Annotated in this window: 16 protein-coding genes; 6 read left to right on the forward strand and 10 right to left on the reverse strand. The window is 70.8% G+C overall.

The features are described from left to right. The gene (locus tag GXP74_RS33730) at window positions 1-681 is read right to left on the reverse strand and encodes a pyridoxamine 5'-phosphate oxidase family protein (protein WP_182455044.1); all 681 of its coding nucleotides are present in this window, start codon (window positions 679-681) and stop codon (window positions 1-3) included. Between the two features lie 520 nt (window positions 682-1,201). Here GXP74_RS33730 and GXP74_RS33735 point away from each other — a divergent pair. The 5 genes from GXP74_RS33735 to pyk all read left to right on the forward strand — a co-directional run bounded on the left by GXP74_RS33735 (window position 1,202) and on the right by pyk (window position 8,728). Further along, window positions 1,202-2,629: an APC family permease gene (locus GXP74_RS33735; protein ID WP_182456816.1), complete on the forward strand. Its 1,428-nt coding sequence runs from the start codon at window positions 1,202-1,204 to the stop codon at window positions 2,627-2,629. Between the two features lie 199 nt (window positions 2,630-2,828). Continuing rightward, window positions 2,829-3,803, forward strand: a complete 975-nt coding sequence (locus GXP74_RS33740) for a hypothetical protein (protein ID WP_182455045.1) — start codon at window positions 2,829-2,831, stop codon at window positions 3,801-3,803. 120 nt (window positions 3,804-3,923) lie between these two features. Then, entirely contained in the window at window positions 3,924-6,041 is a 2,118-nt protein-coding gene (gene pta / locus GXP74_RS33745; RefSeq protein WP_182455046.1) for a phosphate acetyltransferase, read from the forward strand. Continuing rightward, window positions 6,038-7,195 carry an acetate/propionate family kinase gene (locus GXP74_RS33750; RefSeq protein WP_182455047.1) on the forward strand — a complete coding sequence of 386 codons (1,158 nt, stop codon included), beginning with the start codon at window positions 6,038-6,040 and terminating at the stop codon, window positions 7,193-7,195. The genes pta and GXP74_RS33750 overlap by 4 nt, the downstream gene beginning before the upstream one ends. Before the next feature lie 105 nt (window positions 7,196-7,300). Then, window positions 7,301-8,728 carry a pyruvate kinase gene (pyk, locus tag GXP74_RS33755; protein WP_182455048.1) on the forward strand — a complete coding sequence of 476 codons (1,428 nt, stop codon included), beginning with the start codon at window positions 7,301-7,303 and terminating at the stop codon, window positions 8,726-8,728. A gap of 88 nt (window positions 8,729-8,816) precedes the next feature. Here pyk and GXP74_RS33760 read toward each other — a convergent pair whose 3' ends face one another. The 4 genes from GXP74_RS33760 to GXP74_RS33775 all read right to left on the reverse strand — a co-directional run bounded on the left by GXP74_RS33760 (window position 8,817) and on the right by GXP74_RS33775 (window position 13,219). Then, window positions 8,817-10,271 carry a hypothetical protein gene (locus tag GXP74_RS33760; RefSeq protein WP_182455049.1) on the reverse strand — a complete coding sequence of 485 codons (1,455 nt, stop codon included), beginning with the start codon at window positions 10,269-10,271 and terminating at the stop codon, window positions 8,817-8,819. Continuing rightward, window positions 10,261-10,860 carry a DUF6114 domain-containing protein gene (locus tag GXP74_RS33765; protein ID WP_182455050.1) on the reverse strand — a complete coding sequence of 200 codons (600 nt, stop codon included), beginning with the start codon at window positions 10,858-10,860 and terminating at the stop codon, window positions 10,261-10,263. The genes GXP74_RS33760 and GXP74_RS33765 overlap by 11 nt, the downstream gene beginning before the upstream one ends. A gap of 135 nt (window positions 10,861-10,995) precedes the next feature. Then, on the reverse strand, window positions 10,996-11,613 hold the full coding sequence (locus GXP74_RS33770) for a DUF6230 family protein (protein WP_182455051.1): 618 nt from the start codon (window positions 11,611-11,613) through the stop codon (window positions 10,996-10,998). A 619-nt stretch (window positions 11,614-12,232) separates the two neighbouring features. After that, a complete protein-coding gene (locus GXP74_RS33775; protein ID WP_182455052.1) occupies window positions 12,233-13,219 on the reverse strand; it encodes a tetratricopeptide repeat protein in 987 nt (328 codons plus the stop codon). A 360-nt stretch (window positions 13,220-13,579) separates the two neighbouring features. Between GXP74_RS33775 and GXP74_RS33780 the strand changes: the two genes are divergently transcribed. After that, a complete protein-coding gene (locus GXP74_RS33780) occupies window positions 13,580-14,203 on the forward strand; it encodes a TetR/AcrR family transcriptional regulator (protein ID WP_182455053.1) in 624 nt (207 codons plus the stop codon). 10 nt (window positions 14,204-14,213) lie between these two features. On the opposite strand, the gene GXP74_RS33785 is transcribed toward GXP74_RS33780, so the two are convergent. The 5 genes from GXP74_RS33785 to GXP74_RS33805 form a co-directional block, all read right to left on the reverse strand. After that, complete coding sequence (locus GXP74_RS33785) at window positions 14,214-14,780, reverse strand: Uma2 family endonuclease (RefSeq protein ID WP_370468495.1); 567 nt, start codon at window positions 14,778-14,780, stop codon at window positions 14,214-14,216. Between the two features lie 60 nt (window positions 14,781-14,840). Further along, window positions 14,841-16,520, reverse strand: a complete 1,680-nt coding sequence (locus tag GXP74_RS33790; protein ID WP_370468575.1) for a methylmalonyl-CoA mutase — start codon at window positions 16,518-16,520, stop codon at window positions 14,841-14,843. A 123-nt stretch (window positions 16,521-16,643) separates the two neighbouring features. Next, entirely contained in the window at window positions 16,644-16,985 is a 342-nt protein-coding gene (locus tag GXP74_RS33795) for a DUF3817 domain-containing protein (RefSeq protein WP_225448380.1), read from the reverse strand. A gap of 209 nt (window positions 16,986-17,194) precedes the next feature. Then, window positions 17,195-17,713: a MarR family winged helix-turn-helix transcriptional regulator gene (locus tag GXP74_RS33800; protein ID WP_182455055.1), complete on the reverse strand. Its 519-nt coding sequence runs from the start codon at window positions 17,711-17,713 to the stop codon at window positions 17,195-17,197. Window positions 17,714-17,801: 88 nt separating this feature from the next. After that, complete coding sequence (locus GXP74_RS33805; RefSeq protein WP_370468576.1) at window positions 17,802-18,080, reverse strand: DUF3817 domain-containing protein; 279 nt, start codon at window positions 18,078-18,080, stop codon at window positions 17,802-17,804. Between the last annotated feature and the right edge of the window lie 28 nt (window positions 18,081-18,108).

The raw sequence follows: 18,108 nt of genomic DNA on the forward strand, positions 1-18,108 counted from the left end.
TCAGACCGGCGTACCGGCGCGGCCCGCGATGTGCGCGGGGACGGCCGTGCCCTCCGGCAGCGCCGGGTCGGGAACCGGCGTGCCCCAGCGGGCGACCAGCGGCAGCTCACCGGCCCACAGCCCGAGCTCGCCGTCCGGGCTGTCGGCGTCCTCCGGCGGTCCGGCGCTGATCTTCACCGACGCCTCGTCCAGGGCGAGCGCCAGCAGCGTGGTCGCCGCCAGCTCCTTGCGGTTGGGCTGCCGGGCGTAGTCCCACTGCCCGGGCGCGGCCTGCTCGGACAGTACCCGCAGGCCCTCCAGCTTCTGCTCCGGGTCGGTGACCACGCGCGGGACGCCGTACACCATCGCGCAGCGGTAGTTGACGCTGTGCTCGAAGACCGAGCGGGCCAGCACCAGCGAGTCGACCAGGGTGACGGTGACGCAGACGGTCGCCTCCGGGTCGGCCGCGAGGCTGCGGCTGGCGACCGATCCGTGCAGGTAGAGGGTGTCGGCGGTGGCTCCGTAGACGGTGGGCACGACCATCGGCACGCCGTCGACCAGTACCCCGAGGTGGCAGATGAAGCCCGCCGCGAGCACCGCGTCCAGATCGGCACGGGCGGTGCTGCCGTTCTCCCGCATCCGGCGGAGCCTGGTCCGCTCGGTCACGGGCAACAGGGCCTCCGTTCGCTGGGGTGTTTCCATCTCTGACGCCCTTCAGTTCAACGAAATCAGTTGCAGTTCAGCGATCCTGGCATGGAATTCGCAGTTCGAACAGAGTATCTAACGAATTCCGCGAAAGCATTGCCACACGTGCGGTCAGACGGCACGATGTGGCACACATTGACGCCAGTGGTGCCCAAACGGCGATCCCGTCTCCGGAAACCCATACGTCACATGCTCGTTGCACGCTCGTTCGACTAATCTGCTTGAGTTCGGGCGGCGTGACCAGGACCGTCCGCCCGCCACCCCGCTCAACCATGCCCACCTGAACATTCCAGCCACTGAACATTCAGTCGGCCGCATTACCCCTGGCTTTCGCTCCACCGCTTGTCGGCACGTCCCCGCACGCACCCCGCCCCGAGGGCTCCCCAGTCGCGCTCCACGCGGCGACTCCCCCGGCGGTGGCCCCCGGAGAGGCACCACCTTGAGCAACGACATATCGGCCGAAGGCCGATCACACGGCCTGCGGGCCAATGTCCTCGGCGGGTTCGACACCGTCGTCATGGCCCTCGCAGGCAGCGCCCCGGCCTACTCGCTGGCCGCCACCACCACCGTCCTGGTCGCCGCGGCCGGGCTGTTCAGCCCCGCCGCGCTGCTGTGGTGCGCCATCCCGATGCTGGGCATCGCCTGGGCCTTCAACTACCTGGGCCGGCTCGACGTCAACGCGGGCGCCAGCTACTCCTGGGTCGGTCGGGCGCTGCACCCCTCGCTCGGCTTCCTCAGCGGCTGGTCGCTGGTGGTCTCGGCGACCATCTTCATGGTCTCCGGATCGCTCCCGGCCGGGCAGTACACCCTGTCGCTGTTCAGCGCCAGCCTGGCGAACAACACCTGGGCGGCGATCGGCGTCGGCGCCGTCGCCTTCCTGATCATGGCGCTGCTGGTGCTCGTCGGCATCCGGATCACCGCGCACGCGCAGTGGATCATGACCGGCATCGAGATCGTGGTGCTGGTGGTCTTCGGCATCGCCGCCCTCATCCACGGCGGACACGCGGCCACCTTCTCCTGGGACTGGCTCTGGGGCTGGGGCCACTTCGGCGGGGTCAGCGGCTTCGCCGGGGCCGCGCTGGTCGCCGCCTTCTACTTCTGGGGCTGGGACGTCACCGCCAACCTCAGCGAGGAGACCACCAACAGCAAGCGCAACTCCGGCTTCGGCGGCCTGATCGGCGTGGTCGGCGTGTTCGCGCTGTTCGAGATCGTCACCATCGCGGTGAACCTGATCAGCAGCCAGGCCGACATGACCGGCAACAACCCGCCGCCGGTGCTCACCGTCCTCGGCAACACCGTCTGGCCGGGCGCGGGCGGCAAGATCATGGTGCTCGCGGTGGTGCTCTCCACCATCGCCACCCTGGAGACCACGCTGATCCAGGTCACCCGCTCGCTGTTCGCCATGGGCCGCGACAAGACCGTCCCGTCCATCTTCGGCCGCTCGCACTCGCGTTGGCAGACCCCGTGGTTCGCGCTGGCCGTGGTCGTGGCGGTCTCCCTGGTGCTCTTCGTGACCTCGCAGAAGCTGGGCTCGGTCAACAAGATCATGACCGACGCGGTGAACGCGATCGGCCTGCAGATCGCCGTCTACTACGCGCTGGCCGGTCTCGCCGTCGTGGTCGCCTACCGCAAGCTGGTCTTCAAGTCGCTCTCGAACGCGATCTTCGTCGGCATCTGGCCGCTGGCGGGCGCGATCTTCATGGCGTTCCTGTTCATCGAGAACTGCATGACGCTCCCGGGCACCACCATCGCCATCGGCATCGGCGCACTGGCCCTCGGCATCGTCCCGATGGCCTGGTACTGGGCCAACGGCAGCGACTACTACCGCACCGGGACCGTCCGACTGGACGCGACGAGCACGGACGAGGTCGACGCGCTCTACGGACAGAGCACCCTGGCTCCGGTTCTCACCGGACCGGACGATACCCTCGCCACGGATATCTGACTATCAGACAGAATCCTTGCCGCTGATGCCGGTTCCGGGTCCCACGACCCGGTCCGGCATCTAGCCGTTCGGTTCATCACGGGGGTGACCGACGGGGGCGTCCCAGCGGACGCCCGCCCTGTCCACAGCACGCGACCGGCGCCTGTCCAGGCGCCGGTCCGTCCCGCCTCTCCCGACCGAACCGAGAGTGGTCGCCCGTATGGCCAGAGCACGACGACGCACCAGCGCACCAAGGTTCGACCCGACCTTCGGGGACCACGCACTCGCCACCGCCCGGCAGGACCTCGTGGTCGGCCGCTGGCAGGGCGCCCGGGACCTGCTCCGGGACACCGGGCGGGACTGGGACCGCCGCACCCACCGGATGCGGATGCTGGCCGACACGGCGGCCAGCATCCGCACCGTGGAGACCTGGCAGGCCGCCGAGCCGAACAACCCGGACGCCCTGGTGCTGCGCGCCGAGACCGAGGTGATGCGGATCTTCGCCGCCGTCAGCGAGAACACCCGGGTCAGCGGCGCCCCGCACAGCCCGGCCCAGGACGGCGTCGACCGCTCGCACCTGGACCGCGCCGCCCGGATCTGCCTCCAGGCCTCCGAGAAGCACCCGGCCGACCCGGTGCCCTGGGTGTCGCTGATGACCCTCGCCCGGCTCTACGCCCACGGCCACCCGCACGTCTGGCACTGGTGGCGCGAGCTCCAGGCCCGCGACGCCTACAGCCGCGAGGGCCACCACCAGGTACTGCGCCACCTCTCCGAGCGCTGGCACGGCTCGCACGGCGAGATGTACAACTTCGCCCGCGACAGCGCCGCCTTCGCCCCGGTCGGCTCCCCGCTGGCCGCGCTCACCCAGACGGCCCGCGCCGAGCACTACCGGCAGCGGGTCGCCGTCGAGGGCCCCACCGCCATCGGCCTGACCTACCACTGGACGCACGAGGTGGCGGTCCAGGCACTGCACTCGACCATGCGCGACTGGATAGCCCACCGGGCCGGCATCGAGTACGCCCAGGACGTGGCCGACCTGAACACGGTGCTGCACGGGCTGGCCTTCGGCGGGATGCGCCCCGAGGCGACCGAGGTGGCCCGGCAGCTGGGCGACCGGCCCACCCGGGTCCCGTGGTCCTACTCGGGCGAACCGGAGAGCCTGTTCGACCACTGGCGGGCGCAGCTCACCCGCTAGCGCGCGGCGCTGCCACCACTCGGGTGCGATCCGCACCCGAGTGCGAGGGTAGGCTCGCTGAGCGGGACCGTCGCCGCGCCGGTCCGCTCACCAGTGGCCAGGCTAGGAACGGGGTGCCCTGTGGCACGCAGCGTGTACGTGACCGGGATCGGCCGGGGCGACGGACGCCAGGCCGTCGAGCTCGGCGTGATGGAACTGCTCACCCGGCAGGTGGACCGGGTCGGGGTGTTCCGGCCGCTGACCCATGACCGCACCGACCACGTGGTGGAGCTGCTGCGCGGGCGCTACCGGCTCGACCTGCCGCCCCGGGAGCTGTACGGGCTCTCCTACGAGGAGGCGGCGGCGCTCCAGGCCGAACGCGGCCCGGACGAGCTGGTCAGCCAGCTGGTGGACCGGTTCCACCAGCTGGAGCGGCGCTGCCAGGCGGTGCTGGTGCTCGGCACCGACTTCGCCGGTACCAACATCCCGGACGAGCTGGCGGTGAACGCCCGGCTCGCCAACGAGTTCGGCGCCTGGGTGCTGCCGGTCGTCGGCGGCCACCGGGAGAGCGCGGACACGGTGGTGGCCGAGGTCCGCAACGCCCACCGCGCCTACACCGACCTGGGCTGCAGCGTGCTCGCCATGATCGCCAACCGGGTCGCCGGACGGGACAAGCAGGAGGTCCAGCGGCGACTGGCCGCCCGGACCGACGTCCCGGTCTACGTGATCCCCGACGAACCCGCGCTGTCCGCGCCCACGGTCACCCAGGTGGTGGAGACCACCGGCGCCGAGGTGCTGCTCGGTGACGCCGCCGGTCTTGCCCGGGACGTGCGCACCTTCGTCTTCGGCGGGGCGATGCTGCCCAACTTCCTCGGCGCGCTCTCCGAGGGCGCCATGGTGATCACCCCCGGCGACCGGGCCGACCTGCTGATCGGCTCGCTCGCGGCGCACGCCGCGGGCTCCCCGGCGATCGCCGGGGTGCTGCTGACCATGGGCGAGACCCCGGGCCCCGACGTGATGCGGCTGGCCGCCCGGCTCGCTCCGGGCACCCCGGTCGCCGTGGTGCGGGAGGGCAGCTACCCCACCGCGACCAACCTGTCCACGCTGGAGGGCCGGCTCACCACCGCCGGTCCGCGCAAGGCCGAGACCGCGCTCGGACTGTTCGAGCTGCACGTCGACACCGCCGAGCTGACCAGCCGGATCGAACTGAGCCGCTCCGAGCGGGTCACCCCGATGATGTTCGAACACGAGCTGCTGGAACGGGCCCGCGGCACCCGGCTGCGGGAGGTGGTGCTGCCGGAGGGCACCGAGGAGCGGGTCCTGCGGGCGGCGGAGGTGCTGCTCCGCCGCAACGTCTGCCACCTCACGCTGCTCGGCGACGAGGACGCGGTGCGCAAGCGCGTCGCCGAGCTCGGCCTCGACCTCGGCCTGGACAGCGCCGACACCGACCGGGCCCGGGCCCGGGTGATCGACCCGGAGACCTCGCCGCTGCGCGACCGCTTCGCCGAGCTCTACGCGGAGCTGCGCAAGCACAAGGGGATGACCCTGGAGGAGGCCCACGACATCGTCACCGACGCGGGCTACTTCGGCACCCTGATGGTCCAGGAGGGCATCGCCGACGGCATGGTCAGCGGCGCCGTGCACTCGACCGCGGCGACCATCCGCCCGGCCTTCGAGGTGATCAAGACCTCGCCCGGCGCGGCCGTGGTCTCCTCGGTCTTCTTCATGTGCCTGCACGACCGGGTGCTGGTCTACGGCGACTGCGCGATCAACCGCGACCCGGACGCCGAGCAGCTGGCGGACATCGCCATCCGCTCGGCCGACACCGCCGCCCGCTTCGGCGTCGAGCCCCGGATCGCGATGCTGTCCTACTCCACCGGGGACTCCGGCAGCGGCGCCGACGTGGACAAGGTCCGCAGGGCCACCGAACTGGTCCGCGAACTGCGGCCGGAGCTGCTGGTCGAGGGCCCGATCCAGTACGACGCGGCGGTCGAGCCCGCCGTCGCCGCCACCAAGCTGCCGGGCTCCCCGGTCGCCGGGCGGGCGACCGTGCTGATCTTCCCCGACCTGAACACCGGCAACAACACCTACAAGGCGGTGCAGCGCTCGGCCGGGGCGGTGGCCGTCGGCCCCGTCCTGCAGGGGCTGCGCAAGCCGGTGAACGACCTGTCGCGCGGCGCGCTCGTCCAGGACATCGTGAACACCGTCGCGATCACCGCCATCCAGGCGCAGCAGGCAGCCGAGGAGTCGCAGTCATGAGCGCCGCCACCCATGTGCTCGTCCTCAACTCCGGTTCCTCCTCGGTCAAGTACCAGTTGATCGACATGGCCGACGGCAGCCGCCCGGCCGCGGGCATGGTCGAGCGGATCGGCGAGCCGCCGTTCCCCGACCACACCACCGCGCTGAACGCCGTCGCCGACGAACTGGCCGCGGCGGGTCTGGGGTTCGACTCCCCCAGGCTGGCCGCCATCGGCCACCGCGTCGTCCACGGCGGTACCCGGTTCACCGCGCCCACGGTGATCACCGACGAGGTGCTGGAGACCATCCGCGGATTGGTCCCACTCGCACCACTGCACAACCCGGCCAACATCACCGGCATCGAGATCACCCGCAAACTGCGGCCCGACCTGCCACAGGTCGCGGTGTTCGACACCGCCTTCCACTCCACCCTCCCCGAGTACGCGGCCCGCTACGCCATCGACTGGGAGACGGCGGAGCGCTACTCGATCCGCCGCTACGGCTTCCATGGCACATCACATCAGTACGTGTCCCGGCGGACGGCCGAACTCCTGCGGAAATCACCCGAATCGGTGAACGTGATCGTGCTGCACCTCGGCAACGGCGCCAGCGCCTCCGCCGTCGCGGGCGGGGTGTGCGTGGACACCTCGATGGGACTGACCCCGCTGGAGGGTCTGGTCATGGGCACCCGTTCGGGCGACCTGGACCCGGCGATCCCGGCGCACCTGCACCGGGTCGGCGGGCTCTCGGTGGACGAGATCGACGACCTGCTGAACCGGCGCAGCGGCATGCTCGGGCTGTGCGGGGACAACGACATGCGCGAGGTCACCCGCCGGGTGGCGGCCGGCGACACGCGAGCCGCGCTGGCCTTCGACGTCTACACGCACCGGCTGCGGAAGTATGTCGGCGGGTACGCGGCGGTGCTCGGCCGGGTGGACGCGGTGGTCTTCACGGCCGGGGTGGGCGAGAACTCGGCGGAGGTGCGGGCGGCCGCGACGGCCGGTCTGGAGGGGTTCGGCATCGAGCTCGACCCGGCGCTGAACGCGGTCCGCTCGGCCGAGCCGAGGATCGTCTCCACGGCGGACTCCCGGGTGGCGGTCGCGGTCGTCCCGACCGACGAGGAACTGGAGATCGCCCGGCAGACCTTCGCGGTGATTCCGCGCGGCGGCGAGTGAGCCGCCGGTAAGCCCTGTACCCATGAGTAACCATCACACGGTCGGGCTAATGGGGGCACTTTGCTCGAAAACGCAACGGAAAGGCAACCCGATAGAATGACCAATATGCGCCGAGCAAAGATCGTCTGTACCCTGGGTCCCGCGACGGACAACTTCGAACAGTTGAAAGCACTGATCGAAGCCGGAATGAACGTCGCCCGTCTGAACATGAGTCACGGCAGCCACGCCGAACACGAGAGCCGGTACAACAACGTCCGAGCCGCCTCGGACGCGGCCGACCGGCCGGTGGGCGTCCTCGCCGACCTCCAAGGTCCCAAGATCCGCCTGGCGACCTTCGCCGACGGCCCGGTGACCGTGGAGAACGGCGACACCTTCACCATCACCACCGAGGACGTCCCCGGTGACCAGCACATCTGCGGTACCACCTACAAGGGCCTGCCCGGCGACGTGAAGCCCGGCGACCCGGTCCTGATCAACGACGGCGTGATCGCCCTGGAGGTCGTCAGCGTCGACGGCCCGCGCGTGATCACCCGAGTCGTCGAGGGCGGTGTGCTCTCCAACAACAAGGGCATCAACCTGCCCGGCGCGGCCGTCAACGTCCCCGCCCTGTCCGAGAAGGACAAGGACGACCTGCGCTTCGCCCTGCGCCTCGGCGTCGACATGGTCGCGCTCTCCTTCGTCCGCAACGCCGCCGACATCGACGACGTGCACAAGGTGATGGACGAGGAGGGCCGCCGGGTCCCGGTCATCGCCAAGGTCGAGAAGCCGCAGGCGGTCGAGGCCATGGAGGAGATCGTCCTGGCCTTCGACGCGGTCATGGTCGCCCGTGGCGACCTCGCCGTCGAGTACCCGCTGGAGCGGGTGCCGCTGGTGCAGAAGCGCCTGATCACGCTCTGCCGCCGGAACGCCAAGCCGGTCATCGTCGCCACCCAGATGATGGAGTCGATGATCACCGCCTCCCGGCCGACCCGCGCCGAGGCCTCCGACTGCGCCAACGCCATCCTCGACGGCGCGGACGCGGTGATGCTCTCCGCCGAGTCCAGCGTCGGCAAGTACCCGATCGAGACCGTGCAGACCATGTCGCGGATCATCGAGGCGGCCGAGGAGGAGCTGCTGTCGCACGGCCTGCAGCCGCTCAACCCGGGCCGCAAGCCGCGCACCCAGGGCGGTGCGGTCGCCCGCGCCGCCTGCGAGCTGGGCGACTTCCTCGGGGCGCAGGCCCTGGTCGCGTTCACCAAGTCGGGCGACACCGCGCGCCGGCTCAGCCGCTATCGCTCGCCGATCCCGGTGCTGGCGTTCACCCCGGACGTCTCCACCCGCAACCAGCTGACCCTCAGCTGGGGCGTGGAGACCTTCGTGACCCCGCAGGTGGACAACACCGACGCGATGGTGAACCAGGTCGACGACGAGGTCCGCGGCCTCGGCCGGTACAGCGAGGGTGACACGCTGATCGTGACCGCGGGTTCGCCCCCCGGCGTGGTCGGCACCACCAACATGGTGCGGGTGCACCACCTGGGCGACCGCGCGAGCTGACCGCCCCCTCCCACCAGCCGCGAAGGGGCGCCCCCGCTCGGGGCGCCCCTTCCTTCGTCGTCCCGCTACGCCTGGGCGGCTGGGCGGCTCAGCTCTGCGGCGTGTAGTACAGGTGCATCCCGGGGATCATCAGGTTCCCGCCGAACTGGCCGGTCTGGGTGGCGACCGCGTTGGTCAGACTCAGCGTCAGCGGGATCGGGATGTCCCCGATCAGGTCGTACAGCCACTGCGGCAGCGTGTCCGGCGTCAGCGTCAGATTGACGCCCAGCCAGGCCAGCGGAATCCCCTCGGCCGAGGCCAACGTGCCGGAGAGACTGGTGACGTACATGGTCACCGTCCCGCCGCGCATGGTCGAGGTGGTCCCGGGGCCGCCCTGGACGTGCAGCTCCTGGCCGATCTGCTGGGTGGACATGTCGAGGTCGCCGATGTTGACCTCCTGCGCGGTGAACTTCAGCACCCGGACGTCACCGGCCGCCGTCGGCACTGTCTTCACACCCCAGAACCGGGTGTGGATCAGCTCCAGGTTGCTGCTCTTCAGCGTCCACGGGACGCTCGGCATCTCGGTGATGCCGTTGATCACGCTGGTGTCCAGCGGCGCGGCCAGGTTGCTGATGTCGCACAGCTTGTTCGCTGCGGCCGCCGAACCCGGCGCGGCGGCCGGGGTGGGGGTCACGGTGAGGTCCGGCTCGGCCGTGGTCGAGCCGGAGCTGTGCGCCGACGCGGCGCCGGTGGGCTGCTTCGCCGTCGCCGTCGCCGTCGCCGATGCTGTCGGCGTCGCTGTCGGCGTCGCTGTCGGCGTCGGTTTGGCCGCGGCCCCGGCCGGTACCGCCCGGGTCGCCTCGTGTCCGGCCGCCAGGGCCGTGGACGCGCTCGCCGACGGCGTCGGGGAGGCGGTGACGCCGTGCGAGGTCTGGGCGTCCAGACCGAGCAGCCCGCCGAGGCCGTTCAGCAGGCCAAGCACCGGGTTGCTCGGCTGACTCGGACTGGGGGTGGGGACGCTCCTCGGCTGCGGGTGCTTCGGCGCGCTCACCGGGGCGGACGCGGTCGGCGCGGGCACCGTCGTGGCCCCGCTGCTGGCGGTCGGGCTGCTGGTGGGCACGGAGACCGCCCGGTCGGACCGGGTGGCGTTGGCCGTGCTGCCGCTGCCGCCGGTCGCGCTCTTGCCGGCGGTGCCCTTGGCCGTGCTGCCGCCAGTGCTGTTGCCAGTGCCGCTGCTCGTGCCCTTGGCCGTGCTGGACCCGGTGCCCGGGGTGCCCTGCTCCAGCGCCTGGAGCGAGGTCTTGGCGCAGGAGCCGCCCTGCGGTCCGGCCACGGTCGTCTCCGGCGAGCTGGTCGTGGTGGTGGACCGGGCGTCGGCGGCGAGCGCGAGTTTGGGCGTGATGGCGCCCATCAGCAGCGCGGTCGGCACCGCGGTCAGCGCGAGTGCCCGGCCGACCGGAAGCTGGAACCGCTGGCGGACCGTGGTCCGTGGCGCGGCGTGCCGCCCGGGGACGCGCGGGCCGAGCGCTTGGCCGTCCCGGCCGGACCCGGAGTCACTCGCCATGGTGCTCCCCCTCGGCCGCCGCCTCCTGGGGCTCCTCGTGCTCCGGCTCGCGCTGGTGCACCACGGTCGGCGCCTCCGGCGCCTCCGCCGCGAACCCGGGAACGGGCGACTCGCCCCACTCCTCCGCCTCCGCAGCGCCCTCGGCCTCGGCGTCGCTCTCGACCAGCTCAGCGGCCGTCGGCTCCTTCAACGGCGCCCACGAGCAGAGCAGCGTGCCGCCCAGCAGGCCGGGGATCAGCCCCATGCCGAAACCGCCCAGGTTCGACATCGGAATCGACACCAGCGTGAGCACCAGCGCGGCGATCCCCGCGAAGACGCGGACATGGGGTTGGAACCAGGCTGAGATCCCGAGCGCCATCAGCAGCAGCCCGATCAGCAGCGAGGCCGCACCGGCGGAGGTCGCCAGGTGCAGGCTCAGCGTGCCGATGTTGAGGTTGGCGTAGGGAAAGTAGATGATCGGCAGTCCGGCGAGGAGGACCAGCAGCCCGCCCCAGAACGGACGACTGTGACGCCAGTTTCGGAACGCTTGGCGGGCCTTGCTGAAGCCGTTCGCGGGCTCGGGCCGCGCCTGCGCAGTCGCGCTCGTCACGTGGCAACTCCCAGGTGGTGATCAGGTGGTGGAGAACACGGTGGGGAGGGGCAGGCCCCTCCCCACCGCGCGTGCTGGAACAACCAGGCCTTCGGCAAACCGGCCGTCAGGCCGACTGCCTACCGGCGTTCGACCTCAGAAGCACTCAGAGTTGCTGTCGTTGAGGCTGAGGTGCATGCCGTTCAGCGAGAAGGTGGCGGCCGAGGTGGCCCACGCCGTCTGCTGAACACCGGTGAGGTCGGCCGAGTCGGCCTCCTGGGCGAAGCCCGTCGGGTCGTAGTACTTACTGTTGCTGTCGCCCGAGGAAACCGTGCCCTTGCTGACAGCCCCCTCCGCGACACCGATGTTGATTCCGTTGAACTGCGCCGTCTTGGCCTGCAGGTCGGTCATGTCGATGTACAGCGAGGTGGCCTTGACCGGGTTGTTCGGGTCGTCACCTGCGGTGATCTTCAGCACGAAGCCGAACGGCAGCGACACCGACTGACACAGGTTGTGAATGGTGGCGTCGTTGAAACCGGAAACCGCCACCGGGAGGGTCTTGCCGCCCTCGAACGTCTCGACGGTGCCGTACTGGGTGAAGCCGTCACCGTGGAGGCTGGCGGCGGACACCTTGAACTGCGAGCCCGAGACGCTGAACGAAGCGGCGAGCGCACCCTGGGCAACGCTCATGCCCACAGCCGCCGTGGCAGCGAGAGCCGGAACCATGACGACCGCGAACCGCTTCCAGCGGGTCTTGCCGTAAATCTGGGACATAACGAGGTCCTCCTTCTCGGACGTGCATCTTCGGCCTGCCCGGCTTGGGCCCCGGCCTGGGATGGGGAGAAGAGCTACGTCCTCGGGAAGGGGAGCGCGTCGGCTGGAAACGGTCACACGTACGGACACGGAGATCCGGACGGCTGATCGGCAGCATCGGCGATCACCCCCGAGCGACAACCACTGGTCGGGCTGGATGCCCGACCGTGAACGGACAGGCTCCGCCGGGGAAGGCGGAGACCCCCCTGTCCTGAGGGCACCAGCCGGGCCGGCGCCCTGCCCGGTGGGGATTCCGTCCGCGTGCCGCCGACTGGCTGTCGGCACTGCATCAAAACGAACCGGGCGAGCCTGATCGTGGTCCAATACCGCGCGCGGCACAAGTGGTTCGTTACTGATGAGTAAGGAGTGGGTGAACCGAAGCGAACAGGCGATCCAGGGGTGATTCACCCTGAGTGACCGACGATTGGGCGCAGTCGCAGGCAGATCGGTTGAAACGCCGCATTAACCGGCGATGACGGCCACCGAGGGTGACCGTCATCACTAAGTATCAAGTTTTGGTAAACGAGGGGAACCACGGCGGCTTTGTCGGCAAATCGTCAGACCGCACCCAGCCCGAGCGTCAGAACAACTTGCGCGCCAACGCCCCACGGGCCTTGACCACCCGGGGGTCGTCCGAGCCGATCACCTCGAACAGGCTGAGCAGGTGCAGCCGCACCCGGTCGCGGTCCTCGCCGAAGGTGCGGCCCACCGTGTCCACCAGCCGACCGAACGCGTCGTCCACATGACCGCCCGTCAGATCCAGGTCAGCAGCCGCGAGTTGAGCGTCCACGTCGGTCGGACGCTCGGCCGCGGCGGTGCGTACCGCCTGCGGGTCGAGACCCTGCACCCGCTGGAGCAGCTCCGCCTGCGCCAGCCCGAGCCGGGCCTCGACGCTGCCCGGCTGCTCGTCCAGCACGACTCGGTACGCTTGCACTGCGCCCTCCAGGTCGCCCCGGTCGAGCGCCGCGTGCGCCGCCGCGACCAGCGGGTCCGCCGACTCCTCGACCGCCGCGGCGTCCGCGTCCCCGGCCCGGCCGGAGCGCACGCCGACCTCGCCGACCACGCCGAGCTGGGTGTCCGCCGCCTCGATCAGCTTGTCCAGCAGCTGCCGCACCTCGGGCTCGGTCGCCGGACCCTCGAACAGCGGCAGCAGCTGCCCGGCCACCACCGCGAGCAGCGTCGGCAGGTCCCGGATCTGGAGCTGCTGCGCGAGCTGCTGGTTGTTGCGGATGTCGACGTGCCCGAGGACGAAGCGGCCGTCCTGCTCCTCGGTGAGCTGTTCGATCACCGGCTTGAACTGTTCCGCCGGGGCGTAGCCCTCGGCCCAGAAGTTGAGGACGACCGGCACCTCGGCGGACAGCTGGACCACCTGGTCCTCGAAGTCGCGCTCGGATACGTCGAAGATCAGGGGCCCTGCGGACGGGACGGCGGTTCCGGCGGCCTCTGCCTGCTGGACCTGGCGGGCGCGGACGGCGCGGGCCTGCTCCGCCTTCTGGGCGGCTTCACCGGCCGCCTTGACCGCGGCGAGGTCGACCGCGCCGCGCATGGACATGTTCCGTGGCTGCATGGCTCTATCCTCCCCTGTCCGCCCGCTCGGGTGTGAATCCGCCGGGCAAATCCCGGAGACACCGAAACCGGCCGCCGGAGCGGGCGTCCTTGCCGCCCCCGCCGGTTGCGGGCGCGGCACGGTCCCCGAGGCGTCCGTACCGGTGGTGCTGACCGTCTCGCGCGGATCCCCATCCGCGCAGCAGCGTGGTTGTCGCTCTTTCGCTACGAGTCGTAGCGTATATCTGACCTGCCGCGCGCCACAGCGGAACCGACGTGAACTGCACCACTTCTCCACGCGCAGGACTTCTCCCGGACCCGATACTGACCGGTAACCTCGCGATTCCGCAGTCTTCCCCCTTCACCCGACCGAGGACTCCCGTTGACCGACTCCGCCGCTCCCCCGCGCAAGGGCCGCCCGCGCAACGCCGACGCGGACGAGGCGATCCTCGCCGCGACCAGGACCGTGTTGGCGGAGCAGGGCTGGGGCGGGCTCACCATGGGGGACGTCGCGGCGCGCGCGGGGGTCGCCAAGACCACCCTCTACCGGCGCTGGCCCTCCAAGAACGAGCTGGTGGTGTCGGCCGTCGCGGTGCTCTTCGACGAGCTGGAGATGGCCGACCTGGGCAGCCTTCAGGCCGACATCGAGGCCGTCGTCCAGCAGTTCGCCGACCTGCTGGCGCAGCCGGAGAGCCGGTCCGCGCTGCTCGCGCTCTTCGCCGAGGCCACCCGCGACCCGGCGCTGCGGCTGCGGGTGCGCGAGGCCATCACCGACCCGCAGAAGCAGCTGGTACGCCAGGGCCGCGCCGCCGCCCAGGCCCGCGGCGAACTCCCGCCGGACGAGAACCCGGCCCAGGCCCGCGCCGACGTCGACGTCATCTTCGACACCATCGCGGGCGCGGTCGAACACCGGATGCTGGTCACCGGCGAACCGGCCTCCCCGGAATGGATCCGCCGCTTCACCACGCTGCTGCTCACCCCGATGACCGCCCCCGAATCCCACTGACCGCCGCAGCTCAGGCGATGAGCTCCTTGAGCTCCTCGGTCTCCAGCACGATCCCGACCGGGTCGGGCAGGTGCAGCCGCTCGCCCAGTCCCTGGGTGCGGTGGGTGTCCGCGTAGCACCCGCCGCTGGGGTTGCTGTGCACGACGAGTTCCCCGCGCCGCCGGTCGATCAACAGGTAGACCGGGATTCCAGCGGAGGCGTAGCCGAAGGGCTTGGCGTTCCGGTCGTTCTCAGGCTGGCTGGACGTCACCTCGACCACCATCAGCACCCCACCGGCGTCGGACCACTCGCCCCGGCCCTTGAAGTAGCCCTTCGGGGCGAGTGCTCCGTCCGGGCGTGACCGGCCCTGCCCGAACGCCTCGGTGATCAGTCCCTGCTCCGGGTACAGCCGCAGCTCCGGCCGTTGGGCCATGCAGCGCTCAAGGACCCACATCACGATCTCGCCGTGGTCGCCATCGGGCACCGGCTTGACCTCCAACCTGCCGTTGACGAATTCCAGTCGGATGGGCTCGGGCGCGACGGCTTCCAGCGCCTCGAACTCCTCCGTGCTCAATTGCGCGGGCATGATCGCGGTCACGGCGGACGTCCTCTCTGTGATGACTGCCACCCTCAGGCTACCCACCGGCGGGGCCCGGTGTCAGAAACCTGCCGGTTCGGTGTAGGTGCCCCACTCGGCGCGGAGGGCGTCGCAGATCTCGCCGAGGGTGGCTTCCGCGCGGGCCGCGTCGAGCATGGCCGGGAGCATGTTGGCGCCGGAGCGGGCGGCGGCCAGCATCTCGGCCAGGGCCGCCTGGACCGCGGACTCGTCGCGGGCCGCGCGGCGCGCGGCGAGGTCGCGGACCTGCTCGGTCTCGACCTCGTGGCTGACCCGCAGGATCTCCAGCGGCGGGGTGACGCTGCCGGTGTGGCAGTTGACGCCGACCACCCGCTTGGCGCCCTTCTCCACCGCCGTCTGGTAAGCGAAGGCGGCCTCGGCGATCTCGCCGGTGAACCAGCCGTTCTCGATGCCGCGCAGGATCCCGGCCGTCATCGGGCCGATCTCCTGGCCGGGGCCGCCGGCCGCGCCCATGGTGCGGATCTTGTCGAAGATCGCCTCCGCCTGCGCCTCGATCCGGTCGGTCAGCGCCTCGACGTACCAGGAGCCGCCCAGCGGGTCGGCGACGTTGGCCACGCCGGTCTCCTCCAGCAGCACCTGCTGGGTCCGCAGCGCGATCTCCGCCGCCTGGGCGGAGGGCAGCGCCAGGGTCTCGTCCAGCGCGTTGGTGTGCAGCGAGTTGGTGCCGCCGAGGACCGCCGACAGTGCCTCGACGGCGGTGCGCACCACGTTGTTGTAGGGCTGCTGGGCGGTCAGCGACACCCCGGCGGTCTGGGTGTGGAACCGCAGTTGCTGCGCCTTGACCGTCCGCGCGCCGTAGGCCTCCTTCAGCCAGCGGGCCCAGATCCGGCGCGCGGCGCGGAACTTGGCGATCTCCTCGAAGAAGTCCAGGTGCGCGTCGAAGAAGAAGGAGAGGCCCGGGGCGAAGACGTCGACGTCCAGCCCCCGGGAGAGGCCGAGCTCGACGTAGGCGAAGCCGTCGGCGAGGGTGAAGGCCAGCTCCTGCGCGGCCGTGGAGCCCGCTTCGCGGATGTGGTAGCCGGAGACCGACAGCGGCTTGTACGCCGGGATGTTCTCGGCGCAGTACTCCATCAGGTCGCCGATCAGGCGCAGGTGCGGCTCGGGCGAGAACAGCCACTCCTTCTGCGCGATGTACTCCTTGAATATGTCGGTCTGCAGCGTGCCGTTGAGCACCGACGGGTCCACGCCCTGCCGTTCGGCCGCGACCAGGTACATGCAGAACACCGGCACCGCCGGGCCGCTGATCGTCATCGAGGTGGTGACCTCGCCCAGGGGCAGGTCCTTGAACAGGACCTCCATGTCGGCGGCCGAGTCGATGGCGACGCCGCAGTGGCCGACCTCGCCGAGCGAGCGCGGGTCGTCCGAGTCGCGGCCCATCAGCGTCGGCATGTCGAAGGCCACGGAGAGGCCGCCGCCGCCGGCCTCCAGGATCATCCGGTAGCGCTCGTTCGTCTGCTGGGCGTTGCCGAAACCGGCGAACTGCCGGATGGTCCACGCCCGGCCCCGGTAGCCGGTGGCGTGCAGGCCCCGGGTGAACGGGTACTCGCCGGGCCAACCGATCCGGTCGAAGCCCTCCGGGGCGGCGTCGTCGGCGGGCCCGTAGACCGGCTCGACCTGGTCGCCGCTGAGGGTGGTGAAGTCGGCCTCGCGCCGGGTCGCGCCGTCGTACCGGCGCTGCCAGCGCTCCCGAGCCGCCTGCATGCTGTCTGCGTCCACGGTGCCGCCCCGCTCCACGAGAAGAAAACTACTTGGACTTCCTAGTAATTTACTCGGACGTCCAAGTAGTTGTCGATGCGGGCGGCGGGGTCGCCCGTAAAGCGGGGGTCAGACCTTGGCGAGCTCCAGCTGCTCCTCCGCCGCGACCTGCTCGTCGATCTGCCGCATCACCTTGCGCTCGGCGATGAAGGAGCAGGTGGGGATGGTCCCGGCGAGGATGACGAAGGCCATCTTCTTGATCGGCCAGCCCATCTTGTTGCCGACCGAGAAGGCCAGCACCACGTAGATCATGTAGGCCCAGCCGTGGATGGTGCCGACGATGGCCACCGCGATCTCGGCGGTGCCGAAGCCGTACCAGGCGATGCAGGAGGCGCAGAGCAGGATCAGGCCCACGCCGGTGATGTACGCGAAGACGCGGTAAGCGGTGAGCAGAGGGGAGGACTTCTTCACGACGGGCCTCGCAGTGCGGTGGGCGGCACGGTACGTCCGGGCTCGGGTACCGACGGAAAAAGAGCGTAGCCGCCCAAAATTCGATCACTGGCACCGCCCCGCGGCAGCCTTACCCGCCCGCATGACGCAGATCACCCTCCCGAGTGGCGCCCGGTCCGGAGCGGCCGTAACCCGGACGGGTTCACCGGCAGGATCCGAAAGGCAGGCCCCTAGGCGTCGGCGGGCGGGGTGAAGTCGCCGGCGGCTATCCGCAGCGGGCGGAGCACCTCGAACAGCTCCCGGCAGGCGGCCTCGTCGTAGCCGCTCAGGCCGAAGTCCATGGCCATGAGCTCCCGGGTGGCCGCCTCGACCACCACCCGGCCGCGCTCGGTGATCGCCGCCAGCACCCCCCGGCCGTCCAGCGGGTTGGGGCGGCGGACCACCAGGCCGGACTTCTCCAGCCGGTCCACGGTGTTGGTGACGCTGGTCGGGTGCACCATCAGCCGCTCGCCGATCTTCGACAGCGGCAGTTCCCCGGCCTGGCTGAAGGTCAGCAGCACCAGCGCCTCGTACCGGGCGAAGGTCAGCCCGTACGGCTTGACCACGGCGTCCACCTGCGCCAGCAGGATCTGCTGGGCCCGCATGATCGAGGTGATGGCCACCATCGAGGGGACCCCGCCCCAGCGCCGGGCCCAGAGCTCGTCGGCGCGGGCGATGGGGTCGAAGGACAGGCTCAGCGGCTTTGGCACGCCCACACCGTACCGGCCGGAGCGCGACCGCGCGGTACCGGCCGAATGGTGGATGGATGGCGCGTGGACCGGCGGTGTCCGGTACGGGTCAGGCCGTGGCCGGGACCGGGCCGTAGCCCTCGCGCTCCTCCTTGGCCATCAGCCGCTCCGCGTAGAAGCCGCCCAGCGGGATGACCGAGAGCAGCAGGATCCAGGCCGCGCGCCACAGGCTCCAGCGCTGCCGCCGCCAGGCCTCCAGACCGAAGAGCATGTAGCAGGTCCACAGGATGCCGTGGACCATGCCGAGCACCGGCACCGCGTTGAAGCTGGTGGTGCTCTTGAGCACGACGCAGACCAGCAGCAGGACGAAGGACAGCCCCTCGGGCATGGACACCAGCCGCAGGCGGTGGACGGCG

The sequence above is a fragment of the Streptacidiphilus sp. P02-A3a genome (assembly GCF_014084105.1).
In the GTDB taxonomy this organism is placed as follows: Bacteria; Actinomycetota; Actinomycetes; order Streptomycetales; family Streptomycetaceae; genus Streptacidiphilus.